Consider the following 25184-nt stretch of genomic DNA (forward strand, 5'->3'; position numbering starts at 1 on the left):
AGCCAAGGTCCTTGCGTAGTTTTCCACATGGCTCGGACCCCGTCTGGCGCGCCGGCCGAGCGGCAGACGCGACACGCGCGCCCTGGCCGAGTGGGCCGACGGGCCGGTCGCGGGCGGGCGGTGCCTGCGAACTGCGCCGCCTTCACCCCCCAGCGCTGAACACGACAGGGAAGCGCGTGGAGCCGCCGTCCGACGACGCCGGGAAGCGCCAGCGACGCACGCTCTGTTCGATGCACGACCCCAAGCCGCCGAAGTCATTGCCCGTAGCGTTCACCGCGGTGACGGTGCCGCTGCGGCCCACGGTGACATTGACGTCCATGCGCGCCCGGGGCGGGTTGGCCTGACCGCGTGCTGCGCGCTCGTAGCAGGTCTGCAGCGCGCGCCGGTTGTTGTTGACCACGCGCTGCACGGCCGAGGCCTCGAGCGGCGGCGCAGCGGCGGCGGACATGGTGGTTCCGATGGACGAGGGGTTGGCGGACGAGCCCACGGACTCGAACTGCGCGAACGCGGCGTCGTCCGCCATGGCCGTCGCTGCCATGGTGGGGGCGGTGGGTGTCGGCGCACGACTGGTGCTGGAGCCGCTCCGGCTGTGGCCGGTCGACGTCTCGGCCTCTGGCTCCGACTCCGGCGCGCCGGCGTCGACCGTATCGGTCTCTTCGGGCACCTCCAAGGGTGGAACGACAGGATCGGGGGTGGGGTCCGGCGAGGGCGTGTCTGCCACGGCGACGGTCGCGGGTTCCTGGGCGCCGAACCACTCCGATCCCTTCATGCCCAGCACGACCCCGAAGAAGATGCCGCCCGCGAGCATGCCCCACACCCACACGGGCGTCTTCTGAGAAGACTCGCGCTCCCGGTATGCGGGTTCGTTGGCCGCCGTGGACGCGGCCACGGCGATGGGCGCAGCGACGGCGGGTGCCGTCTGGGACGCGGTGGGAGCGACAGGCGCCGGTGGAATGGAGGACGGGCTGGCGAAGTCCAGCGCAAAGTCGTCCTGGCCTGGCGCGTCCGGGAGCATGTTCCCAGGGGGCGCGACGGGCGCCGCGGCACGACCTCCGACCGGGACCAAGTTGGCGCTCGAGCGATCGGACGTGGGGAGGGTGAACGCGCCCGAGCCAGGTCGTCCCCGCGGACCCGTGGGACGCGGCGTGGCTCCCGAACCTCCAGTGCGGGTCGCAGGCGGGACGGATGGTCGTCGACGCTGGTCCAACAAGGACGCGAGCTGCGGAATCTCACGGATGGGCCGCCAGTCGTCGAACCCCTCACGCCACGCGAGGGAGTCCCCCGTGACCGCACCCGTACCGATCTTGCGCGCGATCTCGTCCCGCTGGATCGGCCCGACCGGGACGTCGTTGACGGCGACGTGCCACTCCTCGGTGGCCTGAGGCATCGGGGCCGCAGCGGACGTCCGCAGCGACCCGGCGTCTTCGTTGCCGACCTTCTTGCGGAAGTCCGCCCCGAGCGCCGACGGCCGCGCCGCGCTCGCGGCGCCAGCGCTCTTGGCGGACGCCCCTGGCGCCTTGGCGGGCACCCCAGCAGCCTTGGCCGGGACGCCAGCCGCCTTCGTGGGAACCGAAGACGCCTTGGCCGGGACGGACGACGTCTTGGCCGCGGCCATCGGGACCGGCGCCACCTTCGACACGACGGCCGGAGCCTTCTTGGGGACAGCCGCCTGTGGTGCCGCCGCTTCAGTCGGGGCAGCCGCTGGCGGGGCGACACTGGGAGTCACGCCCGCGCCTCGGATCAGGATGTCGTTGCCGCACTTGCGGCATGTCATGCGCAGCGTGCGCCCTGCGACCTTCTCGTCGGGGATCTGGTACTTGGCTTTGCAGTTGTCGCAGAGAAATTTCATCGGGTCCGGGTGCCTGGGGGGACGTGTCGCGGGGCGCTCAGAGCAGCGCCATCAGGTGTTCCTTGATGCCCTGCCGCGTCTCGTCGTCGGGGGAGTTGCCGAGCGCACGTTCCCACATTTCGATGGCCTTGTATTTGAAGCCAGCCCGCTGATACAGGATCGCGAGGTTCTTCAGCGCGGCGAAGTGTCGGGGTTGCAGGTCTACGGCGGTCTCCAGCTCTTGAATCGCGTCGAAGATGTCATCACCACGCCCCAGCACCAAGCCGAGGTGGTAGTGAAGCTGAAAGCTCGCGGGATCGACCCCCAACCCCTGCCGGAGCTTGGCTACCGCCAACTCGAGGTCCCCCCCGCGGTACGCGTCCATCCCCTGCTCCAGGAACGCCGACGTCTCCTTCGAGAGCATGTCGTCGGGCTGCACCTCGCCGCTGCGCCCGTCGAGCACCGCATCCACGTGGCTCAGCACGTCGCCCATCTTGAACGGCTTCTCGAGGAACGCGTCCACGCCGAAGCTGGACTTGAGGTCCTCGGCGACGCGCCAGCCGCGGTAGATGGCGCTGACCATGATGATGGGGATGTGCCCGTAGCGCTTGCTGCCCTTGATGCGTCGGCAGATCTCGAAGCCGTGCACCTCGGGGAGCATCGCGTCCAGCAGGATGACGTCGGGCGTGTCGTCGCGCACCAGCTGCAGCGCCTCGAGGCCCCGCTTCGCCTCGATGACCTGGTAGCCCTTGGTCTGGAGCACGCGCGTCAGCAGCTTGCGGATGTCGTCCTCGTCATCCACGACGAGCACCTTGGGGCGCTCCGGGCGGGGCCGCGTGGCGGCGGTCGGGATCTCGACGGCCGCGACGCGCGACTCTTCCTCCCGGCGCGTGGGCGCTGCGGGGGGCACGGGGGGCGGCGCGGCGCGACGCGGTGGTGGCGTGATGCCCACGGACGCGAGGTACTCGTCCGTGACATGCGAGCCGATGTAGTACGGCTCGTTCGCTTCGAGGGCCGCGTAGGCGTAGTCGATGACGACCTTGAGAGCCTCGTGCAGGGCGACGTGCGCGAACACGCGCAGCCCGGTGACGAACTCGATCTCGTCCACCACGCGGCGATCGTTCGGGTCCGCCATGGCGAGATAGACCCGATCCTCCTTTACGAGCACGGGGAGGATCAGATGCTGTCGGGCGATCTCGACCGGCACGAGCTTGAGGTTGTCGCTCGGGATGACCACCTGCGTGAGGTCGATGCCGGGCAAGCCGTGCTGCTCGCTGAGCGCCTTCAAGAGGTCCACTTCCGCGACCTTGCCGGACTTCACGGCTGTGGTGGCCAGCCGCTGCCCAGGATGGGTGCGCTGCTCGGCCAAGAGCTCGTCTAGCTCGGCCTGCGTCACGAGACGCTGCTTCAGCAGGATCTTGCCGAGCTGTTTCTTGTCGCCTGAACCGTTACTCATCGCGGGGGGAAGGGGCGAGCGTCTCGGTCGCCCTTCGGAACGGGAATGCTACAGCACCGCTCTTCGCTTTCACAACTCGCAAATCCCAGACGTCCGCGAGACGGACCCGATCCGCCGCCTTCTGGACGACGACCCCTGCGCCACGCACAATGGCTAGCCGCCGCGCGGGAATAGACCCCGCTGCGACCTCGATTGACCTCATGATGCGCCCCGTCTCCGCTCTGCCCTCCGCCTCCCCCCTGCGTCCCAGCTCCTCGACACGCGGTTTGCGTGCGCGGTCGTCCACGTGGGCTTACCTGGTCTTGTGTACAGCCCTCGTTGCCGTCCTCGCGGGCGGTTGCACGCGAGACATCCCGAACACCACGGTGCCCGACACGGCAGCAAACCGCGAAGTGATCGAATTCATGGAGACCTATCGGCGCGCGTTGGAGGATCGAGACGTGGCCCTGCTGACCGGGATGGCGTCGCCGCGCTACCTGGACCTGTCGGGCACGCCCACCGGCGAAGACGACGTCGACTACGACACGCTCGCCGCGACCCTGCCAGAGCTGTTCGCGCGGGTGGAGGACGTTCGCTTCGAAATTCGCTACCGGCACGTGGTGTTCCGCGAGGACGACGTGCTGGTCGAGTTCCGCTACACCGCCAGCTACCTGATCGCCGACCACCGCGGCGAGAACGAGTGGCATCACAAGGTAGAGGACAAGCGCATGGTGCTGGAGTGGGACGACGCGAACTCTCGCTACCTGATCCTCTCCGGCATGTAGCGTCCGGGCTGCGTCGGCCCGCGCCCGCGGGTCACGCGAGGCCGTAGTCTTTGATCTTGTAGAGCAGCGCGCGGTGGCTGATCTCCAACAGCTTCGCGGCCTGCGTGCGGTTGCCGTCGGTCTTGTCGAGGGCCTTGCGGATCAGCGCCTCCTCGATGAAACGCTGCGTCTTCTTGATGGACAGCTCCCCGCTGGCGAGGATGGACGCCACCATGTCGGTAGGCGTGCGGACGCGCTCGGGGAGGTCGGACTCACCGAGCTGCTGCCGCTCGGTCAAGACCACCGCGCGCTCGATGAGGTTCTCCAGCTCGCGGACGTTGCCCGGAAAGGGGTACTCGAGGAGGCGCTTCTTGGCGACGGCGTCCAGGCCACGCACGTCGGTGCCGAGCCGAGCGTTGCAGCGTGCGACGAAGTGCTCCGCGAGCAGGAGGATGTCGTCCGCCCTCTCACGGAGCGGCGGCGCTTTGATCTGCAACACGTTCAAGCGGTAGAAGAGGTCTTCGCGGAAGCGCCCCTCGCGCACCTCGTGCTCGAGGTCGCGCACGGTAGCCGCGACGACGCGCACCTTGATGGCCTTGTCGCGCGTGTCGCCGACGGGGCGTATCGTCCCCTCCTGGAGGACGCGCAGCAGCTTCACTTGGAGGGGCAGCGGCAGCTCGCCGATCTCGTCCAGGAACAGCGTCCCGCCGTCCGCTTCTTCGAACAGGCCGCGCTTGTCGGACCGCGCGTCGGTGAACGCTCCCTTCTTGTGGCCGAACAGCTCCGTCTCGAGCAGGGAGCCAGGGATGGCGCCACAGTTGACGGGCACGAAGCGGCCGGCCCGCTGCGCCCCGTGGTCGTGCAGGGCACGGGCGATCAGCTCCTTGCCCGTGCCGCTCTCGCCCTGGATCAACACGGTCGTGTCGTAGCCGGCGACCTTCTCGACCACGCGGAACACCTGCCGCATGACGTCGCTCTTGCCGAGCATCTGCGCGAACGACTGCTGCTCGCGCACGGCTTCACGGAGGGCCTTGTTCTCCCGCCGCAGCGTCTCGCGTTCCTCGGCCTTGCGCAGCGCGAGCAACACCTCGTCGCGCTTGAAGGGCTTGGCCACGTAGTCGTAGGCACCCGCCTTCATCGCGTCGAGCGCGAGGTCGAGGGAGCCGTAGGCGCTCATGATGATGACCGTCGCGTCCTGCCCGCGGGCGCGCAGCGCGGCGCACAGCTCGATGCCCGTCATCCCGCCCATGCGCACGTCCGCCAGCACGAAGTCTGGGTCGAAAGTGGACACTCTGGACAGGGCCTCCTCGGCGCTCGCCACGGTCTCGACCTCGTAGCCCGCCTTCTTGAGGAGCGTCCCCAGCACCAGCCGGATGTTCTCTTCGTCGTCGGCGACCAAGACCCGCTTCACAGCCGACCTCGGGGTAGACCCTCGCAATGATTGCGGAGCAGCATTCGTCGCATCTGCAAAACGTATCTAGCGGGGGGCCGTACGTCGAGGGCGAACGCCGAACAGACCACACCGTTGACGCATGACAACCAAGTTGCCGCACGTACGCTGCACAACACCAGAAAGCGCCCCTGGGTCGGGTGGCACGCGGTTCGCTTGGCTCGAAAGCGGACTCGGACCTTCGCCTCATCGCCTAAGCACCCTATGGTGTTGATCTTTCTGGGCCTGTGGAGGTATCTTCGCGGCCTCGCGTTCTTGGAGGAACCATGTACTTGCGCTCACGCAGTCTCACAGCCCTGCTCTCGATCGCCACCGTGCTGCTCGGGGGCTGTCTCGACCGCCCCCTGAGGCCCATCAACCCGTGCACCGTGTCGGGTGTCGTCAACGAGGTCGCCGTCGAGAAGATCAACGAGATCGACCTCCTCTTCCTGGTCGACAACTCGGCGTCCATGCGTGAAGAGCAGCAAGCGCTCATCTCGGAGATCCCCCGTCTGGTCGAGATCCTCGCGGGTGGCGACCTGGATGGCGACACCATTCAGGACTTCGAGCCGGTCTCCAGCATCCAAGTCGGCATCATCACCAGCGACATGGGCATCGGCGGGGTCGACATCCCAGCCGCAGCGCGTTGCGGAAGCGTCTTGGGCGATGACGGCGTCCTGATCGATCTCCACCGCGGCTCGGACGGCGCGTGCCCCACGGAGCCCGCCGTCCCCGCGTTCCTCACGTTCATGGCGGGGACGGACAATGCAGCGACGTTCGCAGCGTCCGTCGGATGCCTCGCCGACACGGGCTCTGACGGATGCTCCTTCGAACAGCAGCTCGAGGCCGTCCTGAAAGCCCTCACCCCGGCGGACTCCACCGTCACGTTCCCGCAGTTCCGACGCGGGGTGGAGGTGCGTCGGACGACCGGGCACGGTGGGTCGGGCGTGAACTCGGGCTTCCTCCGCGCCAACTCGCTGCTCGCGGTGATCGTGGTGACGGACGAGGACGACTGCTCGAGCTCGGACCTCGATCTCTACGACGTGACCAGCGGCGACCAGACGTACCCCGTCCCCCGGGACAACGCCAACATGCCGGCTCCGCAGCGGCAGTGCGCGACGTACCGAAACGTGCAGTACGACGTGATGACCCGGTACGTGGACGGCATCCTGGCCCTGCGGCCCGGACAGCGCCCCGACTTCACCATCTTCGCCACGATCTCGGGCGTCGACCCGGACGTCCTCGATGCCAACAGCCGACCGGAGCTCGTCAACGGCATCGAAGTGACGACCGTGGACATCGAGGCCATCCTGGCGGACGCATCGATGATCGAGCGCGCCAACGCCCAGAACAACGACCTCGAGCCGAGCTGTGTGCGCCCGAATCCGATGGATCCCGGGAACGCGAACCTCGACAACGAGGCCTACCCGCCGCGCCGCCTGCTGGAGGTCACACGGGGGCTCATCGAGGCGCAGGCCGGCGGCGTGGTGGCCTCCATCTGTCAGGCCCGCGACGCTGAGAACGGCGACTACACCGCCGACTTCAGCGACGCTGTCCAGTCGATCGTGGCGCGCATCGCCGCGTCGCTGCCCACCAGCTGCCTCCCGCGCCCGCTCATCCGCGGAGGCGACAACACCGTGTTCTGTCAGATCCTCGAGGTGCTCCCCGAGGGCTCCTCCTGCGCCGAACAGGAGGCCCGCGGCCGCGAGCCGGAGGCCGTGCGCATGGAGGGGACGCGCGAGGTGTGTCGCGTGAACCAGGTCGTCCCCACCCCCGAGAACATCGCGAACGGGCAGGAGCCGAGCGGGCTCGGCTGGTTCTACGACGACTACTCGGCGGAGCTCGACGACGACTGCTTCCGCTTCGAAGAGGACAACCGCCAGCAGATCCGGTTCACCACGGGTGCCGAGTCGATTCCGGGCGCGAAGTTCCGCCTCGAGTGCGTGAGCCCGGTGGTCCCGACGGGAGACGTCGCGGACATCGGCTCCGAGTGCGCCGGCGGTAATCAGGCGCCGTGCGACCTGGATGGTGACGACCTCGCCAGCTTCCGTTCGCGCTACGACCGCGAGGGAGCGTCCTTGGTGTGTGACAACGTCACGAACACGTGCCAGTTCGCGTGCGCCACGGACGCCGACTGCCCGGGTGGCAACGTGTGCTTCGGGTCGGACGACGGCAACGAGGGCAACAACGCGTACTGCGTGAGCCCGACCTGTCAGTTCTGAACCCAACGTGACACGCTGAACGCGGCGACCCTCTCACGGGGGTCGCCGTTTTCGTTTTCTGGCCTACTGTGTCGCTGCGCATGCCCTTCGCCCCTCTACGTCGAACCCGAGCGAACACACGCGGGTTGCCGCTCCTGTTGAGCGCGTTGGTGGGCCTGGGCTGCGACCCGTACGCACGTGACCTCGGATCGGTGCCGCCCTGCGGGCAGCGCATCCTCGTGGAGCGTGTGACGATCACGCCGCCACCCCGCCTGGATCTGCTGCTGGTCGTGGACGACTCGTCCTCCATGGATGACGAACAACGCGCCCTGCGACGCGAGATCCCGCGCCTCATCCGCATCCTCACCACAGGCGACGTGGACGAAGACGGCCTGCGTGACCTCGAGCGCATCGACGACCTGCACGTAGGTGTCGTGCGCACGGACATGGGGACGGGTCCCTACCCCTCGAGCCAGTGCCCCGGAGGGCGAGGAGCCGACGGTGTGTTGCAGCAGACGTCAGGCGTGGTGCCCGCCGTCGCCTGCGCATCGGCCTACCCGCCCTTCGTCTCGTTCCCCGAGCTGAGCGCCGACGACGTGGCAGTGGCGGCCCAGTGTGTGGCCACGGTCGGGACCGACGGATGCAACTTCGAGCAGCCCTTGGAAGCGCTGCTCAAGGCGCTGACGCCCAGCACGGCCGGACCGCTGTTCGTGGAAGGTCGCGTCGGTCACGGCGACGGTGCCAACGTGGGGTTCTTGCGCGAGGACGCGGTCCTGGTCGTGGTGCTGCTCACCGACGAGGACGACTGCTCCAGCCCGGACGATCGCCTCTACCAAGTCGATGGCGACGCATACCCGGGCCCGTTCCTCGACGACGACCCAGGAACCCACCCGACCCCGCTGCTGGACCGACGCTGCGCGGCGTACCGCGATGCGCAGTACGAGCCGACGCGCTACGTGGAGGGGCTCCTGGCGCTGCCCACGCGCGGCGTGGTGCTCGCGGGGGTCGTAGGGCTGCCTGTCGACGCGAGCGAGGCGTTCCAAAGAGACGGGGACTTCCAGGCGTTGCTGCGACACCCGGCCATGGCAGAGCGTGCCGCGCCCGATGCCCCGGCCTCGTTGGTACCCGCGTGTACGCGTATGGAAGGGACACTTGCCTCCAGCGCGACGCCCGCCCGCCGCATCGTGCAAGTGGCCGAGGCGCTACGCGAGGGGGGCGGGCAGGTGGTGCTCGAGAGCATCTGCCGCGCTGACACGCTGGGTCGCGCGGACTACTCGTCGTTGGCCACCAGCCTCCTCGCGCCCATCGCCGCGGCCCTCGGGGACAGCTGTCTCGCGACCCCCTTGCGACGCCTCCCGAGCGGTGAGGTGCGCTGTCAGATCGACGAGACGCTCCCGTCAGGCGGACGCTGCGCGGACGTCCCGGGGCGTTCGCTGGCGCGGCTCGACGAGTCGGGCCGCGAGGTCTGTCGGCTGACCCAGCTGGTGCCGTCCGACGAAGAGCGCGTGGCGGCGGCCCCTCCGGCTGGCGTGGGCTGGTACTACGACGACTACACCGCGCGGGCGCTCGGTCAATGCCCAGCCACGCGCCCGCAGCTATTGAACTTCGCAGCGACCGAGCCAACGCCCAGGGCGCAGCTGCGGATCGAGTGCGTGTTCGACGACGTGGGAGATCCGGACGTGCCGAGCTGGGGCAGCGCGTGTCGTCTGAGCGTGCCCGACGGTTGCGCCCTCGATGCGGCCGGGCTCGCTGCGCTTCGCGCGCGCGCGGGCCGCGACGACGCCCGGCTGGCCTGTGAGCCCGCGACCAGCCTGTGCGAGCTGCGGTGCCGCACCGACGCGGAGTGCCCCCTGGGCTTCGCCTGCGCTTCGTCCGCCCTTGCCGATGGCCTCGGGGACGGCTACTGCACCGATCCCCGCTGTGACTGAACGCCCCCTTCGCACGTCCGCGCGCCCCGTCGGAGCACGATCCAGGATCGGACGAAGCTCCGGCGCGCGCGGCCGACGCTCGGAGGGCGCGGGATGAACGAACCCCACACGCCGCTCGGCCCGGTGGTGTTCGGCGAGCTCGCGCGGCGAGTCACCGCCTTGCGCTGGGTTGCGCTGGTGGTGTGTGCCGTGCTCACGTCCGTGTGTGGCTGGCTGGCCCTCGATCGGCTGACTGTGAACCACCGCAGCGAGAATCTGCTCGGCAGCGACTCCGCCTCGGTCGCGACCCTCGAGCGCCTCGAGGCGCTCTTCGGGCACGACAAGGTGTTCCTCGTCAGTGCCCAGGGCGAGGTGCTCACCCCGCAGTTCCTTTCGCGCCTGCGTGCACTGCACGAGCGCATCGAGGGCCTCGGCCTCTCGGTGACCTCGCTGGCAAACGCGACGCAGCTGGTCCTCGCCGACGGCGAGCTGCGCGCGCGACCGTTGCTGACCGACGCGCCCAGCGACGACACGATCCCCGCGCTGCGGCGCGCCGTGCTCGGCAACCCAGCGCTCGTCGAGCACGTGATCAGCGGCGACGCCTACGGCGCCACGCTGCTGGTACGGAGCGAGGTCCACGACGACCAAGAGGCGATACGCGTCTGTGACGCGCTGACGGAACTGTTGGCCAACGCAACGGAGGAAGGGTTCCGGCTGAACCTGACTGGCATGGTCGCCCTGGACACGGCGCTCGACCACGCCATGCAACGCGATCTCCCGCTGGTCGTGGGGACGTGCCTCGCGACCATGCTCCTGATCCTCGCGTTCCTCTACCGCGGCCCCTTCGGGGTCGCTGGGCCGTTGCTGGTGGTCGTCCAGGCGGTGGTGTGGACGCTCGGCGCGATGGCCTACTTCGGGGTGCCGATGACGGGCGTCACGAGCGTCCTGGCGGCGTTCCTGATCTGCGTGGGCATGGCCGACTCCATCCACGTGCAGTCGCACTTTCGCGACCTGCGGCGCGACGGCGCGACGCCGCGCGACGCCGTCGTCGAGGCCGTGTCGCAGACCGGGGTGCCTGTGCTGCTGACGTCCCTCACCACCATGGCGGGCCTGCTGAGCTTCCGGACCGCGAGCCTCGCGGCCATTGTGGACATGGGCACCTTCGGCGCTCTCGGCGTGGCCGCCGCGCTGCTGCTCTCGTTGGTGTTCCTGCCCGCCTTCCTCACGTTCCACCGTGGCGGCGGCCTCGGCGCCCGCGCCGCGCAGCGTGCACGCGAAGGCGTCCCCGTGGCTTCCGACCGCCTCGAGCGCGTACTCGCCTTGTGTGATGCGGCCTCCCGACCGCGGCGCGAGGCCGGCCGCCTCCGGTATGGTCGACGCAACCTCACTCTGCTCTTGTCGGCCGCGCTGCTGATCGCGTCTGGCTTCGGGCTGACCCACCTGCGCGGACGCCACGACCCAGTGGGTTGGCTCCCCACCGACGATCCGACGCGCGTCGCCATCGAAGAGGTCGACGCGGCCTTCGGCGGCACCGCCACGATCCAAGTGCTCGTCAGCGCACCGTTGGGCCAGACGCTGATCCACGAGGACGCGATGCGACGCCTAGCAGCGCTCGCGGCTCACGCGCTCGCCTACGAGCCGCCCGGGGCTGGCCGAGAGCGCGTCGTGACGGGGGTGACGAGCGCCCTCGACCTGCTGCGCGAGGCGCAGCGCGCCGTGTCGGGTGAGCCCGACGGCTATGGCTTGCCCGAGACGGAGCAGGAGACCATCGAGCGCTTCGCGCAGCTGCGCGTGGTCGCACCAGAGACCTTGCGACGCTACCTCACGGACGACGGGAGGCACGCGCTCATGACGCTGCGCGTGCGCTGGCTCGAGGCCGGCGAGTACCGGCCGTTGGCGGCATACCTGGACGCCGGGATTCGGGAGCAGATCGGCACCGCAGCCCACGTGGAGCTGACCGGGTCGGCCTACACGGGCTTCGAGGTGGTGAGCGCGCTGATGGTGGACCTCACGAAGAGCTTCTTGGCCGCCCTCTGCGTCATCACGCTGCTGATGGTGCTGCTCTTCGGCGACTTCAAGCTCGGCCTGGTGGCCATGCTCCCGAGCCTGCTGCCGCTCGCGCTCGTCGGCGGCGCGATGGGCGCGCTCGGGATCCCGCTGGACCTGAACACGCTGATGGTGGCCAGCATCGTCATCGGCATCGCCGTGGACGACACCATCCATTTCTTCTACGCCTTCCACGCGAGCGAGCCCACAGGTGGCACCGAAGGCGGCATCGCCGCCGTGTTCGCGCACACCGCACGCGCCATGGTAGCGACGAGCGCGGTGCTCGCCATCGGGTTCGCCACCTATGGCCTGGCCCGCCTCGAGAACATCCGTCACTTCGGCCTCTTGGTGGCACTGACGGTCATGGTGGCGCTCGCGTCGGACCTGGTCTTCACCCCCGCGCTGCTGCGCGCGATCTACCACCGCGGCGTACGGCCACCCGGCCGCGACGCCTGACGTAACGCGGTCCGCGCCCGTGGCGTCATGGCCTCAGCGTCGGGACGCGCTGGCATACGTCCTTCCGGCGCCACCGCCGCATGCCGACGTGCGCACCGGCGCCCGGCGCGCACGTGACGCGCTCACAGGCCGAGGGCCTGGGAGACCAACGCGTCGTTCGAGAGCGCGCGCAGCCGCCGGGTAGTGCTGCGCACGCCGTAGAGGTCGTACACCAGCAACGCTGCGCCTTGCGTGACCATGCCCCACCCTGCCCCGCGGGCCGTGCCAGGGTGGCGCGTGCGCTGCGCGAGCCCCACCAAGAGCGCCCCTGCAACCACGTAGAGCACATCGAGCCCGGCGTTGACGGCGAACGACGTGCGCTTCCAACGCTCGCTGCGCGCCCACGCCGCCACACGCTCAGCCACCGTGTCGGGGGTCGCACCCGTCAGCTCGAAGGGCTCGGTCCGCGCGCGATGGCGAAGGTCCAGCTGCCCCAGGCCGAGCGGCACGTTGATGAGCCCGAACGACAGCGTGGTCAGCCCGAACGAGAGCCAGCGCGCGTCGTCGCGTCCGACCACCGCCGTGAGCGCGCCCGCCAGCGTGCCCACCACGCCCAGCGTGAAGAGCGCGGCCCCTTCGCGCCGGCGCTCGCGCACGTGCTGAAGACGCAGGGTGACGACGTCGGGCCCCGCCTGCGCCCCGGCCATGAGTTCCTCGATGGGCGGCGGCGGCAAGGAGGACTGTGCGTCCACGCGGGCACTCACGCTCGCCAGCCCAGAGAGCGCGAGCGCGAACAACCATGTGCGCACGACGCCTCAGCCCCCCGCCCCGCCGATGGCGCGCGGCAGGCCCACCAACGTCAGCAGCTCGAGGCGCGCCTTGTGGTCGTCCAGGAACACGCCGAGCAGCTTCGACGTGGTGGTCCACGAGCCCGTCTTCCGCACGCCGCGGTAGCACATGCAGAAGTGCTGACACTGCACGATGACGGCCACGCCTTGAGGCTGGAGGTGCTCTTGGATGGCGTTCGCGATCTGGGCGGTGAGCTTCTCCTGGACCTGCAAGCGGCGCGCGAAGACGTCCACCGTGCGCGCCAGCTTGCTCAGCCCCACGACGCGCCCGTTGGGGATGTACGCAACGTGAGCCTTCCCGACGAAGGGCACCATGTGATGTTCGCAGTGGCTGTGCAGCTCGATGTCACTCACCAGGACGAGCTCGTCGTAGCCCTCCACCTCTTCGAACGTCTTCGCCAGGTGCTCGGCCGGGTCCTCGAGGTAGCCCGCGAAGTGCTCGGCCATCGCGTTCACCACGCGCTTCGGCGTCTCGAGCAGGCCCTCGCGCTCGGGGTCGTCTCCCAGGTAGCGCAGCAACGCGCGCACGTGCTCACGCGCTTCTTCCTCGGTGGGTCTTGGCTTGGTCACGGCGCGGTGGCTCCTATAGACCATCGGCGATCAGCTGCACGTTGTGCTGCGTGATGCGGATGAGGCGGCTCGTCTTGCTGCCCCCGCGGAGCGAGGTGGAGTCGCTCTCGAAGTCGCGCACCACGGCCCCGGCCGGATCGTAGACGATGGTGCGCGTGTGCATGCGCACGGGGCCGAAGCCATTGCGGAACTGTGTGATGTAGATGTGCACGTTGAACGGCACCTGCCCCTGGCCGAGCCCGGTGAGCACGCGCGCCATCTCGCCCGGGACGTTGTTGTTCGCCAGCATGGCGACCTTGTCGGCCTCGAGCTCGGGGGCGAGCATGACCTGCACGCTCGCGACGTGACCGACGAACAGCACGGACCCCTGCGCGGAGCGTGGCGCGACTGGCCGCAGGCGGAAGCCACCGCCGCACCCCGCCAGCGTGGCGAGCACCAGGGCCAGGCCGAGGGGCGCGAGGTAGGACACGGATGGCGTGAGTGGGTGGCGTGCGTGCATGGGGTCCTCTGGGACGGGGAAGCAGGACGACGGGAGTGAGAAGCGAACGAGTGTACTACGCATGGTGCGCGGGGGCGCCTGATACAGTGCGCGTATGCGCGTCGAAGACACCCTCCGCATCCACGAGCTCTTGTTCGCGTACAGCGACGCCATCGACCAGCAGCGCTTCGATGCGCTCGCCGACGTGTTCACGGTCGACGCCGACATCGACTTCCGCCAGACCGGTGGACCACGGCACCAGCTCGCTGAGATGCAGGTGTTCCTGGCCCAAGAGCTCGCGCGCTACCGTCGCCTGCAGCACTTCATCAGCAACGTGCGGGTGCGCTTCGACGAGCGCGACGCCACGCGCGCGTCCGCACGCTCGTACGTGCTGGCGCAGCACGGCTACCTCGCCGACGGCAAGATGCGCTTCTTCCAGCTGGGCGGCGAATACGAAGACGCGCTGTCCCGGCGCGACGAGGGGTGGCGGATCGCGGCGCGCACCCTGCACCTGCGCTGGCTCGACGGTGAGCTGCCTCAGTCCTGACAGCCGCTGCCCTGCTGCTGGGTGACCTCGCCGCGCAGGGAATCTTGGTAGGCCAGCCAGCGTGCGATGACGTCGTCCGCGAGCCCGTGCTCGCGCGCCGTGTCCTCGAGCAGCTTGCGGCGCCGCATGAACTGCCCGCCCAGGATGGCGTGCGGGCCGTGCGCGGTGCGCAGGGGGCGCCCCTCGTACACCACCGGCGCGCCGAAGTAGTGCGCCGCGTGCTGGTACTCGAAGCGCTTCACACGCGCGCGGTCTGCGCGGCGGAAGTGGAAGCCGATCATCATGTCGTCGAAGCAGCGGTCCACGAACGCGTCGATCAACGGTCGCAGGCGCGCCTCGCCGCCGAGCTCGTCGAACTCACTGGCTGGCACCGAACACTCTCTGGTTCAGCTCGCCGATGTGCGCTGCCGGGAGCTGCCGCTCCGCCGCGCTGTCGAGGTAGCCGCGCAGCATCAGGCGCGTCTGCTCACCCACCTTCGTGAAGTGGTAGCGGAGGTACAGCTCGGCGTCGAAGGGCGCGAGCCAGGTGGCTCCATAGGAGATGAGGGAGAACAGCGGTCGCCGGAGGAGCGGGCGGAACCAAGGGGCGGGCACACCCAGCTCGGCCCCCACCAGAGTCAGCGCCTCTCGCGCCGCGCCTGCCGCGAGCGTCAGCCAGTCGCCCTTCCGTAGCGACGCCATCCGCCAGCCGGCGCCCTCCAGCGCGACCACCATGGGCATCATCAAGCACGAGCTGAACGCCAGGCTCACGCGCGCATCGGCGACCACGCCAGCAGGACACCCGCCGCGTCGCAACAGATCCGAGACGGCTCGCACACGCGTCGGCGTGGCGCCGCTGAACTTGCTCGGCGACAGACGCGGCAGCACGTAGGCGACGCCGGGTGGGTCGACGTTCTCCCCGGGCAACGGCGCCTGATACGCGATCATCCCGATCAGTCCGTCGACCACCTGCTCGCGCGGCAGGTGCTGATCGAGCAGCGCGCGCACCTGCATGCCGGGCAGCATGCACACCAGCGACGTCTTCGGCGCGCGGGCCACCGCCGCGAGCGCGCCATCCAGCGCTCCGGACGTGAGGGCGTTGGTCGGCACGCACAGCCAGACCTGGTCGTAGCCGTCCGCCAGCGCCTCCACGTCGTGCTGGACGTGCGTCGGACGCAGCGCTTGCGGGCTGCGGCTCGGCAAGCGGTAGAGGGGCACGCCCGCCTCGAGCTCGGCCACGTATCGCTCCCGCACGAAGTAGGTGACCTCGGCGCCAGCCGCGAGCATGTGCAGCCCGTACACCTGCCCAACAGCCCCGCCCCCGACGATGGCGACCCGCGCGCTCATGCGGTCACACCTGGGTGTCTCGCACGCCGTAGCGCTTGGCCAGCTCGCGCAGATGATAGCGCGTGAGCCCCGCCGCCTGTGCGCTGCGCGTGATGTTCCCGCCGTACTTGTCCAGGAGAGCCTTCAGGTACGAGGCCTCGAAGGCGTCCGTGATGCGCTGCTTGGCTTCCTTGAACGGCACGCCCTCGTCCACCAGCTCCTCGGCGCGCCCGCCCGGGAGCGTCATGGGCGGAGACTTCTGGCTGGCGGGCACGAAGTCCGAGCGGTCCAGCTCGAAGCCGTCGGCCAAGGACGCGGCGCGCTCGACCGTGTTCTTCAGCTCGCGCACGTTGCCAGGCCACGGGTAGGCCTGCAGCCTCCGCATGGCTTCCTCGGTGGCAGAGAACTCGCGCTCCTCCCCCGGGAAGCGGCGCCCCGCGAAGTCGTCCAGGAAGCCGCGCACCAAGAGGGGGATGTCCTCCGGGCGCTCGCGCAGTGAGGGGAGCTCCACCTGCACCACGCTCAGGCGGTAGTAGAGGTCCTCGCGGAACGTGCCCTCGTTGACCATCTGCCGCAGGTCACGGTTGGTGGCGGCGACGACGCGCACGTCGACGGGCAACGTCTTCTGCCCGCCCACGCGGCGGATCTCGCGGTTCTCCAGCACACGCAGCAGCTTGGGCTGCATGTCCAGCGGGAGCTCGCCGATCTCGTCGAGGAAGATGGTGCCGCCGTGCGCCTGCTCGAACGATCCGCGGTGACGATCGCTCGCGCCCGTGAACGAGCCGCGCTCGTGTCCGAACAACGTGCTCTCCACCAGCTCACGCGGGATGGCGCTGCAGTCCTGTACCACGAGCGGTTGAGCGGCGCGCTTGGACGCGCGGTGGATGGCGCGGGCGACCAGCTCCTTGCCCGTGCCGGTCTCGCCGCGCACGAGCACGGTCAGGTCGCTGGGAGCCACCTTCTCGAGCACGGCGAAGATCTCGCGCATGCGCGTGCTCGTGCCCACCAGGTCGTAGAACGTCTCGTTGCCGCTCAGGGCGATGTCGATGCTGCCCTCGAGCGGGTCGAAGCGCAGCTGGGTCTGGCCGACGGTGAACAGCGTGCCTTGACGCAGCCACACCTCGCGGATGCGCAGGTCGCCCACGCTCGTGCCGTTGGTGGAGTCGAGGTCACGCAAGAGCACGCCCTTCTCGTCCGCCACCAGCTCGCAATGGGTTCCGCTCACTGCTTTGTCGGACAGCACCAAGTCGCAGATGACGCTCCGCCCGACGGTCACCCGCTCGCGGTCCACCACCAGCTCGGCCCCCTTGTTGGGCCCACTCACCACGGTGACGCGGCTGCGTCGCAGACGCCGAGACGTGAGCCCCGGATCCGCGAACACGCTGGTCAGCATGGCGGGGTCGACGCTCATTCCGCGCAGTCCTGACGGATGGCTCGCATGGCCGCAGCGTAGTCGGATGCCGCGAAGACCGCACTCCCCGCGACGAGGACGTCGGCGCCTGCCGCGACGACCTGGCGTGCCGTGCCCACCTTCACCCCCCCATCCACTTGGAGGTCCGTGTCGAGCTCACGTTCGTCGATCATGCGCCGCAACCGCTCGAGCTTGGGGAGCACGGCCGGGATGAAGGACTGGCCACCGAAGCCGGGGTTGACGCTCATGACGAGCACGAGGTCGCACAGGTCCAGCACGTATCCGAGGCACCCCTCGTCCGTATGAGGGTTGAGCGAGACGCCGGCGCGCTTTCCCAGCGCGCGGATCTGTTGGAGCACGCGGTGGAGGTGCGGGCAGGTCTCGGCGTGTACCGTGATGACGTCTGCCCCGGCCGCCGCGAAGTCTTCCACGTAGCGCTCAGGCTCGACGATCATGAGGTGACAGTCGAGCACCTTGGTGGTGACCGGACGCAGCGCCCGGACGACGGGCGGACCGAACGTGATGTTGGGCACGAAGCGGCCGTCCATCACGTCCAGGTGGATCCACTCGGCGCCGCCTTCGTCGACACTCCTCACCTCCTCGCCCAGTCGGGCGAAGTCGGCAGCGAGGACGGAGGGAGCGAGGCGGAGCGGCTTCGAAGAGCGTGGCACGCAGGTAGAATCCACGCTGGCCCACGCGTGTCAACCACCACCCCCCCGCCCCACCCCGGAAAACAGGCGACTTGCGGATTTCTGGACGCTCCCGGGGCGTTTGGCTATGGGAACGACACCACGATGCTTGAGCACGGATCAGATTGGCCGAAACGGCCTCCCGACGGTCGGACGTTGGTGGCCTGGGCACGACGACGAGCCGACACCAACGCATCCGCGAGGAGGCGCGACGTCGCACGCGGGTGGCTGGTGGCCACCCTGGCGCTCACGGCGCTCGTGCCGACATCGGCTGCTGGCCAGGTCGAGGCCCCGAGCGGCGTCCTGGACGAGGCCACGACGGAGCGCGCCCGCGAGGACACGCTCGAGACGGCGCGCGGCATCGCCATGGGGTCGGGCTCACGCGCGACGGCCACGGGGACTTCGGCGCTGGCCTACAACAACGCCAATCTGGCGCTCCTGCGCCTGTACCACGTCGAAGCTGGCTTCCAGTACATCACGGGGCGCAACGCGTTCACCATCGGGTCTGCCGTGGCCGACTCGATCAGCAGCGCCCTCGCGGCCGGGTTCAGCTTCCGCGGGTTCTTCGGGAACGGGCGTGACTACAACGGATGGGACGGACGGCTGGGCCTCGGCATGGCGCTCGCGCCAGCCATCTCCCTGGGCCTGGGCGCGCGGTTCCTGCGCATGAGCCCGCGTGACCGAGACGACAACGACACGCCCATCGGAGAGCACGCGCGGGGCTTCACGCTCGACGCGAGCGCGACGGTCACGCCCATCGAGTGGCTCCACTTCTCGGTCTTGGCCTACAACCTGATCGACCTCGACTCCGCGCTGGCCCCCGTTCAGATTGGAGGCAGCCTCGGCGCGTTGGTGTCCGACTTCGGCCTGGCCGTGGGCGCGGACGTGCTCGTCGACATCAGCACGTTCTCCTCGCCACGCGTGCTGGGCGGCTTCGGCCTCGAGTACACCATCTCGGACATCGTCCCCGTTCGGCTCGGATACCGTCGCGACGGTGGCCGCGACGTCCACACGCTGACCCTCGGCGCGGGCTACTTCGACTCGAAGTTCGAGGTCGACTTCGCGCTTCGGCACGACCTGCGCGCGCGCGCGCGGCGGCAGACCGAGCTCATGCTGACGGTGCGCTACAACGTGCAGTAGCCCCGAGGGTCGTCGTTTCGTTCACAAGCTGTGGATAACCTGTGAGCCACGCGCGGGGTAAGCCACAGGGTGTGATCTGAACGTCTGCACAGCGCCGCGGAGGATGCGCTTGATGGCTCGAATGGAATCGCCACGCGAGTCATCCACATGTCACACAGGTGATCCACAGCGTCTCTCGGAGGCTCTCGGAGAAATCGCGGATCCACCTTGTTTTATGGTCGATTTCTCGATCACGACACCCCCGTAGCGCGTCACCTCTGCGCACACGCGGACCCCTCGAAAGAAACTTGTGAGCGAATCGTTCGCGATCCTCGTGAGTTAGGATTTTCCTCCAACGAACCCGTAGACGCTCGATTCGGGGACTGCTAGTTTCGCTTTCCCTTCGGTGGGGATGTCCAGAGTGGCAGCCGCCGGGTAGCAAACCACTCTCCTCCCGAACAGCAAGTAAGACGTGGCGAACACTCTGTGCTCCATGTGTGGGTAACTGCGTGCATCGTCTTGCAATGTGAAGGTATTTGCCCATGAACGACCTGTGGGAATCGACGCTGCTACGTCTCCAAAAGACGATCTCCCCCGAGGCCTTCGAGAGCTGGATCGCCGACATCGAGTTCGGTGGTCTCCTCGACGGTCAACTGACGCTGCGCGTGCCCAACAGCTTCCAGCTCGAGTGGGTCCACAACAACTACGAGTCGCTGGTGCTGGACCTGTGCCGCGAAGAGGCGCGCTACACCAACCACGCGGCCCCCACCGCCATCGTGTGGACGGTCGACGCCGACCTGCAGGCGCGCGCCACCGCCGCGCGTAGCGCCGAGCCCGCGCCGCCACCCGCGCAACGCCCGCCCCTCCAGGGCGCGAACGGTCGCCCATCGACGCCCGCGGCGGGCATCCAGGTGGCGCGCCCGAGCTTCACGTCGCAGTCGTCGCTGCCGCAGCCGCCGCCGGTCGCGGACCTCAACCCGATGTACAGCTTCGACAACTTCGTCGTCGGGCCCAGCAACCAGCTCGCGCACGCGGCCAGCGTGGCCGTCGCGTCGTCGCCCGGCACCCGCTACAACCCGCTCTTCATCTACGGCGGCGTCGGTCTCGGCAAGACGCACCTCGTGAACGCCATCGGCCACACCGTGCTCGCCAACAACCCGGGCGCGAGCATCCTCTACCTCTCGGCCGAGCGCTTCACGAACGAGTTCATCTGGTCGCTGCAGAACCACCGCATCGCGCAGTTCCGCGAGCGCTACCGCAGCGGGTGCGACGTGCTGTTGATGGACGACATCCAGTTCCTGGCCGGCCGCGAGCAGACGCAGGAAGAGTTCTTCCACACGTTCAACGCGCTGCACCACGCGAACAAGCAGATCGTGGTCACGTCCGACGTCTACCCGCAGCAGATCCCCGAGATGGAGGAGCGCCTCATCAGCCGCTTCCAGTCCGGCATGGTCGCCGACGTGCAGGCGCCCGAGGTGGACACGCGCGTGGCGATTCTCCAGACCAAGGCCGCCGGCGAGGGCATCCAGCTCAGCCAAGAGGTGGCCCACTTCCTCGCGCAGGTGGTGAAGAGCAACGTCCGCGAGCTCGAAGGCACGCTCACGCGCTTGGCTGTCTTGGCCGAGCTCCGCAGCCGCCCCATCGACATGGAGCTGGCGCGCGAGGCCACGCGGACGGTCATGCCGCAGATGGACCAGGTCACCAGCGTGGAGGACATCCAGCGCGCCGTGTGTGAGTACTTCGGCGTGCGCATGGCGGACCTCAAGGGCAAGAAGCGCACGCGCTCCGTCAGCCACCCGCGCATGATCGCGATGTACCTGTGCCGCGAGCGCCTGGGTACCAGCTACCCGGACCTCGGCAGCCGCTTCGGGGGCAAGGACCACACGACGGTCCTCAGCGCCTACAAGAAGATCGGCCGCCTGCTCGAGGAGAACGACGACAAGGTGTTGGACGCCATCACCGCCGTCGACCGCAAGCTCGGGCTCTGAACGTCGGGCGCTGCACGGGTGGGGCGCAGCGCCCACGCTGCGTGACGGGAGCCCGCGCGCAGCGTCTGAAAGAAGTTTGAGCCGGTCGCCGACGAGGCGCGTTCGGGAGGTGAAAGGACACTCACCATGACCCGTACCCTCCTCACCTCTCTCCTCCTCGCCCTCACCCTCTTCGCTGGCACGACGCCGCTGGGCGTCTCCTCCGCGCGTGCCTGCGGAGACTATGGCGACTTCCAGCTCCTCCGCGTCCAGGAGGTCGAGCACGCCGTCGACCTCCACTTCTCGTCGGCTCGGCGCGGGGTGCACGTCGAAGCCATGTGGGGCACCTCCATCCGAGACGGGAACGCCAGCACGATGGTGCGCTTCGCGCGCCGCGGCGTGACGTACGACCAGCGCATCGTAACCGCTGCATAAACCCGCTCTCGTCGAGCGCGGAGGACCGCCTCACACTGGGCTCATGCTTCCGGCGATCAGCTCGACGCGCTCAGGCGCGGTCCTCCGCGGGCGACTCTTCGCCCGGGCGGCGCAGCGGAATGGGGTCGGGCACGGTGATCCATCCGACCTCGGCCGCGAGCTCGGCGGGATCCAGTCGGGCGCGCGTCTGGTTCCAGACGAGGGGCGCGAGCTCGAGGTAGCGGTCCTCGGGCCAGCATGGGAGGACGCGGATCAGGTCGCGGATGTACTCGCGGGGGTTCAGGTGGTGGAGCTTGGCGGAGGCGATGAGCGTGAGGTGCGCCCCGGCGTTCTCGGCGTGCTTGGTGCTCCCGGCGAACAGGGCGGCGTCGCGGATGCGGACCACCTTGCGCAGCTCGCGTTCGCTCCAGTTGTTGTCGATGCGCAGGCGCCCGTCGGTCAGCACGGCGCGGAGCGGCCCCTCCTGACGGACGACGTATCCCAGCGCAGCGCGGGCAGGTCCGCGGCGCTTCTTCTCGCGCTCGTAATGCTGCTTCGCGAAGTCGACGAACTCGTCGATCAAGGGCGCGAGGTGCTGCAGGCGCCGCGCCTTGATGGTGGACGGTGGAGGCTTGCCGGCACGGCAGCGCCGCTCGACCTCGAAGATCTTGTGCAGATACACGAGCCCCTCGCGCCCTATCGCGAGCTTCGCGAACGCGGCCTCGAAGAACTTCCTTCGCGCGTGCGACCAACACCCCACCTCGGTGGGCAGCTCGTCGTCGGGCGCGTCAGGGTCAGCGGGCCGAAAGAGCGCGTTGTACACGCTACACGCGTCGGCCTGGATGTGGCCGCCGTAGCCTTTGAACAGCGTGACGACGTCTTCGCTGCGCTGGCGCTCCGTGAAGTTGAACAGGATGTGGTCGCGGTCCGCGATGCGCACGAAGTAGTGGCCCTTGCGACAGGGCCGCCGTGGGCCGTCGTCGAGCTTGCCCGGTTGCACCGCGAAGCCCGTGGCGTCGGTGGCGATGCAGAACGCGCTCATCAACGCGTCCCGCTCCATGGCGGCGACGATGGTCTCGTTGAAGCGCGAGCCGAGTTGGTCGAGCCAGCGGCTCATCGTGCCCCGGTCGAGCGAGACGCTCTCGAAGAGCAGCTCCTGCTCCTGACGGTAGAGCGGGAGGCCTTTGCTGAACTTGTCGGTGATGACCTCCGCCAGCACCGACGGCGCCGCGAGGCAGCGCGGCAGCAGCTCGGGCGGCATGTCCGCCGTGAACAACTCGGTGCGCCCGTTCTCGTCAGGGAGCGTGGCGTAGGTCGTACGGAGGATCTCGACGTGGATGTACTCGGCGGGCTTGCGTCCGAGCTTGTGGCTGGCCTCTGGCTCCGGCAGGCGACGGGCTAGCCCGTCGTCAACGAGCTTCTCCATGTGTGGATCCGTCAGCGACACGGTCTCCTTGCGCAGCCCCATCTCCTCTACCCGACGACGCCCGGTGGACTTCGACCGGCGCTTCTTCTTCGCCTCCGGGTCGTTGCTGTCACCGCTCTCATCGCTCGGGTCATCGTCGCTCTCGGACGGGTTGCCCATGGCACCCGCGAGCGCGTCCAACTTCTGCGTCAGCGTCTCGAACTCGAGCTGCAGCTGCGTGGTGTCTGCACGCTCTGCGGACGCGATGAAGATCTTGCGCTTGAGTAGCTTCAGCTCCAGCTGCAGCTGCATGTACGCCTCGCGCAGCGCCTCGTACTGCGCCGCCTGCTTGGCAATCTGCGCCGCTGCGGCATCGAGCTTGGCCTCGCGCGCAGCAAGTGCCGCGTCGCGTGCGGCAAGCTCAGCGTCGCGTGCGGCGAGTTCGGCGTTGCGCTCCGCGAGCGCGGCCACGAGCTTGTCCACGAGCTCGCCGCGCTCTCCGGTCAACGACTCGAGGTCTGCCTTCGTCGCCATCGCTGGGTCGACTCATAGGATCTAGGATCCCGCTTGTCCATAGCCAGATCCGAGATTCTTCACGCACGCGCACGCTATCGGATCAATGCACCGACGGAGTGGTGTTGCGCTTCGCACGCGCGCGCGGAGGAGGCAGCTCTATGCCGTCTAGCAGCACGTCCAGCTGGTCCTCGCTCAGCTCCACCACGCGTCCTTCGTCGATGGGCTCGGGGAGCTGGAAGCGTCCACGGTCGAGGCGCTTGTAGAAGATGCAAAGGCCCGTGCCGTCCGCGAAAATCGCCTTGAGGGCGGTGCGCCGACGGTTGAAGAAGATGAAGAGTCCACCGGTGCGCGGCGAGCGGCCGACGCGTTCCTGCACCTCGCCTGCAAGGGTGTCGAAGCTCTTGTGCAGGCTCACCGGGTCGAGCGCGACGAACACCTCGATATCGGCCGGGATCATCGCACCACCTCCGGGCGCTCGAGCACCGCGAGCACGCGCGACAGCGTCTCCTCGTCAAACCCGCGCTCCACCTCCACGCGCACCGCCCCAACCGACAGCCGCACCCCGGTGCCGCGCGTCACGGACGTGGCCGTCACCGTCGGCCGCGTCGGACGCACCAGAGCCATCCGAATCTCCGCGCCTGACTTCGCGATCTTTCGCGCCGCCTTCTTCTCGTCCTGCATCCGCGCCGACCACGACCAGAGCCGGGTCACATTCAGGCCGCGCGCCTCGCAGTACGTCCGCGCCGTCTCCCCGCTCGCTCGCCACGCACGCACGTGATCGGGCCATTCACCCTGGAGTCTCTTCATCCCCCGAGCGTGGGGCTCGCTCCGCATCTCGTGAAGAGCGGGTCCATGCAGCGGTTACGCGCATCGAGCTCACGTTCAGCGCGGACGGGTGGCACGTCACGCGTGGCGGCCAGCTGGTGCGCGTGGGGTGACCCGCGCACCCCGGACGACCCCAGCCGGCCTACCCGTCCCGCTCGTCCTGTGTGCGCAGCAACCCTCCCACGCTCACGTCGAAGCGGCTGCGCACCAGGTCGAGGATGCTCTCCAGCTCCGACACGGGCAGCGCCAGCTGTGCGCCCAAGTGGCGCTTGGTCTCCGTGGCGACCTCCTCGCGTGCCGCAGCGAGCTGTCGCACGACGGTCGCGCGCGACACGCCGTACATGCTCGCCAGCTGAGGCAACGTCACACGCTCGACGAAGTGCAGGCGCAGCAGGTTGCGCTCACGCGCGCCGAGTCCGCGGATGGCGCGCTCGAAGCTGGCACGAAACGCCGGGCGGTACTGTGCCTTCAGGATGGCGCGCTCGGGATCCAGTGCGTCGATGTCGTCCGCGGCGCGCTCGTCGTCGACGGCGTCCGCCTCGCGGCGCGTCTTGCGCAGCATGCTGATGGCGGTGCGCGTGGCGCTGACCTTGATCAAGCCGCGCAGCGAACCACGCCCAGCGTACTCCACCAGCTTGGGTGTGGGCCCCAGCAGCAGCTTGGCGCGCAGCTCCTGGCCCACGTCGTCCACCATCGCAGGCGGCAGCCGCAGCGCGGTCAGCGCGGGCGCGACGAGCGAGAAGTAGTCCCGCTCGAGCACCTGGGCCGAAAACGCGCTGCCGTGCGCCACACCCACCGCGAGCGCCAGCTCGTGCGCGGCCTCGTCCGACAGCGAGTCGAGCGAAACAGGCAGGCGCGCGAGAGCATCGACGTAGGCCGGCAGCGGCAGCTCGGGATCCACCGACGCGCTGGCGACGAGCGCCTCCAACCGCTCCGCGGCGACGGTCGCGCGGTCGCCACGCTCGCGCTGGTATCGTTCGGTCCAATGCACACGCAGAGTGTACTCGCCCAGGCCGCAGACGGCACCGATGGTCGGCCCGCGGAG

The 25184-nt window shown here is 69.0% G+C and carries 22 protein-coding genes; 8 read left to right on the plus strand and 14 right to left on the minus strand.

Going from position 1 to position 25184, the window contains the following annotated elements:
• Positions 1-142: 142 nt before the first annotated feature.
• Both H6726_24365 and H6726_24370 read right to left on the minus strand, forming a co-directional pair.
• Positions 143-1849 carry a zinc-ribbon domain-containing protein gene (locus H6726_24365; GenBank protein ID MCB9660802.1) on the minus strand — a complete coding sequence of 569 codons (1707 nt, stop codon included), beginning with the start codon at positions 1847-1849 and terminating at the stop codon, positions 143-145.
• A gap of 37 nt (positions 1850-1886) precedes the next feature.
• A complete protein-coding gene (locus H6726_24370) occupies positions 1887-3284 on the minus strand; it encodes a response regulator (protein MCB9660803.1) in 1398 nt (465 codons plus the stop codon).
• A gap of 302 nt (positions 3285-3586) precedes the next feature.
• On the opposite strand from H6726_24370, the gene H6726_24375 reads away from it, so the two are divergent.
• Positions 3587-4048, plus strand: coding sequence for a hypothetical protein (locus tag H6726_24375; GenBank protein ID MCB9660804.1), 462 nt, complete (start codon positions 3587-3589; stop codon positions 4046-4048).
• Positions 4049-4079: 31 nt separating this feature from the next.
• Here H6726_24375 and H6726_24380 read toward each other — a convergent pair whose 3' ends face one another.
• Positions 4080-5438, minus strand: a complete 1359-nt coding sequence (locus H6726_24380; protein MCB9660805.1) for a sigma-54-dependent Fis family transcriptional regulator — start codon at positions 5436-5438, stop codon at positions 4080-4082.
• Between the two features lie 305 nt (positions 5439-5743).
• Between H6726_24380 and H6726_24385 the strand changes: the two genes are divergently transcribed.
• The 3 genes from H6726_24385 (at position 5744) to H6726_24395 (ending at position 12066) form a co-directional block, all read left to right on the plus strand.
• Positions 5744-7678 carry a hypothetical protein gene (locus tag H6726_24385; protein MCB9660806.1) on the plus strand — a complete coding sequence of 645 codons (1935 nt, stop codon included), beginning with the start codon at positions 5744-5746 and terminating at the stop codon, positions 7676-7678.
• 80 nt (positions 7679-7758) lie between these two features.
• The gene (locus H6726_24390) at positions 7759-9585 is read left to right on the plus strand and encodes a hypothetical protein (GenBank protein ID MCB9660807.1); all 1827 of its coding nucleotides are present in this window, start codon (positions 7759-7761) and stop codon (positions 9583-9585) included.
• 93 nt (positions 9586-9678) lie between these two features.
• Entirely contained in the window at positions 9679-12066 is a 2388-nt protein-coding gene (locus H6726_24395) for an MMPL family transporter (protein ID MCB9660808.1), read from the plus strand.
• Between the two features lie 122 nt (positions 12067-12188).
• On the opposite strand, the gene H6726_24400 is transcribed toward H6726_24395, so the two are convergent.
• From H6726_24400 to H6726_24410, 3 genes are read right to left on the minus strand one after another with little or no spacing between them, the layout of a single operon-like run.
• Entirely contained in the window at positions 12189-12854 is a 666-nt protein-coding gene (locus H6726_24400; protein MCB9660809.1) for a hypothetical protein, read from the minus strand.
• A gap of 6 nt (positions 12855-12860) precedes the next feature.
• Positions 12861-13487, minus strand: coding sequence for a GTP cyclohydrolase I FolE (gene folE, locus H6726_24405; protein ID MCB9660810.1), 627 nt, complete (start codon positions 13485-13487; stop codon positions 12861-12863).
• Positions 13477-13962, minus strand: a complete 486-nt coding sequence (locus H6726_24410; GenBank protein ID MCB9660811.1) for a hypothetical protein — start codon at positions 13960-13962, stop codon at positions 13477-13479. The genes folE and H6726_24410 overlap by 11 nt, the downstream gene beginning before the upstream one ends.
• A 94-nt stretch (positions 13963-14056) precedes the next feature.
• On the opposite strand from H6726_24410, the gene H6726_24415 reads away from it, so the two are divergent.
• The gene (locus H6726_24415) at positions 14057-14488 is read left to right on the plus strand and encodes a nuclear transport factor 2 family protein (GenBank protein MCB9660812.1); all 432 of its coding nucleotides are present in this window, start codon (positions 14057-14059) and stop codon (positions 14486-14488) included.
• On the opposite strand, the gene H6726_24420 is transcribed toward H6726_24415, so the two are convergent.
• Genes H6726_24420 through H6726_24435 form a run of 4 tightly spaced genes read right to left on the minus strand, consistent with a single transcriptional unit; the run spans position 14479 to position 17875 of the window.
• Entirely contained in the window at positions 14479-14859 is a 381-nt protein-coding gene (locus H6726_24420) for a hypothetical protein (protein MCB9660813.1), read from the minus strand. The genes H6726_24415 and H6726_24420 overlap by 10 nt on opposite strands.
• The gene (locus H6726_24425; GenBank protein MCB9660814.1) at positions 14846-15814 is read right to left on the minus strand and encodes a hypothetical protein; all 969 of its coding nucleotides are present in this window, start codon (positions 15812-15814) and stop codon (positions 14846-14848) included. Before H6726_24425 ends, H6726_24420 begins: the two co-directional genes overlap by 14 nt.
• 4 nt (positions 15815-15818) lie before the next feature.
• Positions 15819-17204, minus strand: coding sequence for a sigma 54-interacting transcriptional regulator (locus tag H6726_24430; protein ID MCB9660815.1), 1386 nt, complete (start codon positions 17202-17204; stop codon positions 15819-15821).
• On the minus strand, positions 17201-17875 hold the full coding sequence (locus tag H6726_24435; protein MCB9660816.1) for a ribulose-phosphate 3-epimerase: 675 nt from the start codon (positions 17873-17875) through the stop codon (positions 17201-17203). The genes H6726_24430 and H6726_24435 overlap by 4 nt, the downstream gene beginning before the upstream one ends.
• A gap of 249 nt (positions 17876-18124) precedes the next feature.
• Here H6726_24435 and H6726_24440 point away from each other — a divergent pair, with 249 nt between their 5' ends.
• The 3 genes from H6726_24440 (at position 18125) to H6726_24450 (ending at position 21414) form a co-directional block, all read left to right on the plus strand.
• Positions 18125-19033 (plus strand): hypothetical protein, encoded by a 909-nt coding sequence (locus H6726_24440; GenBank protein MCB9660817.1) that lies wholly within the window; start codon positions 18125-18127, stop codon positions 19031-19033.
• Positions 19034-19554: 521 nt separating this feature from the next.
• Complete coding sequence (gene dnaA / locus H6726_24445; protein ID MCB9660818.1) at positions 19555-21000, plus strand: chromosomal replication initiator protein DnaA; 1446 nt, start codon at positions 19555-19557, stop codon at positions 20998-21000.
• Between the two features lie 126 nt (positions 21001-21126).
• Entirely contained in the window at positions 21127-21414 is a 288-nt protein-coding gene (locus tag H6726_24450; protein MCB9660819.1) for a hypothetical protein, read from the plus strand.
• A 70-nt stretch (positions 21415-21484) separates the two neighbouring features.
• Here the strand turns inward: H6726_24450 and H6726_24455 are convergent, their stop codons facing one another.
• The 4 genes from H6726_24455 to H6726_24470 form a co-directional block, all read right to left on the minus strand.
• Positions 21485-23332 (minus strand): IS66 family transposase, encoded by a 1848-nt coding sequence (locus tag H6726_24455; GenBank protein ID MCB9660820.1) that lies wholly within the window; start codon positions 23330-23332, stop codon positions 21485-21487.
• A gap of 82 nt (positions 23333-23414) precedes the next feature.
• Positions 23415-23771, minus strand: coding sequence for an IS66 family insertion sequence element accessory protein TnpB (gene tnpB / locus H6726_24460; protein MCB9660821.1), 357 nt, complete (start codon positions 23769-23771; stop codon positions 23415-23417).
• On the minus strand, positions 23768-24121 hold the full coding sequence (locus tag H6726_24465; protein MCB9660822.1) for a hypothetical protein: 354 nt from the start codon (positions 24119-24121) through the stop codon (positions 23768-23770). The genes tnpB and H6726_24465 overlap by 4 nt, the downstream gene beginning before the upstream one ends.
• Positions 24122-24281: 160 nt before the next feature.
• Positions 24282-25130 (minus strand): sigma-70 family RNA polymerase sigma factor, encoded by an 849-nt coding sequence (locus H6726_24470; protein ID MCB9660823.1) that lies wholly within the window; start codon positions 25128-25130, stop codon positions 24282-24284.
• Between the last annotated feature and the right edge of the window lie 54 nt (positions 25131-25184).

This window comes from Sandaracinaceae bacterium, assembly GCA_020633055.1.
Lineage (GTDB): Bacteria > Myxococcota_A > Polyangia > Polyangiales > Houyiibacteriaceae > JADJJE01.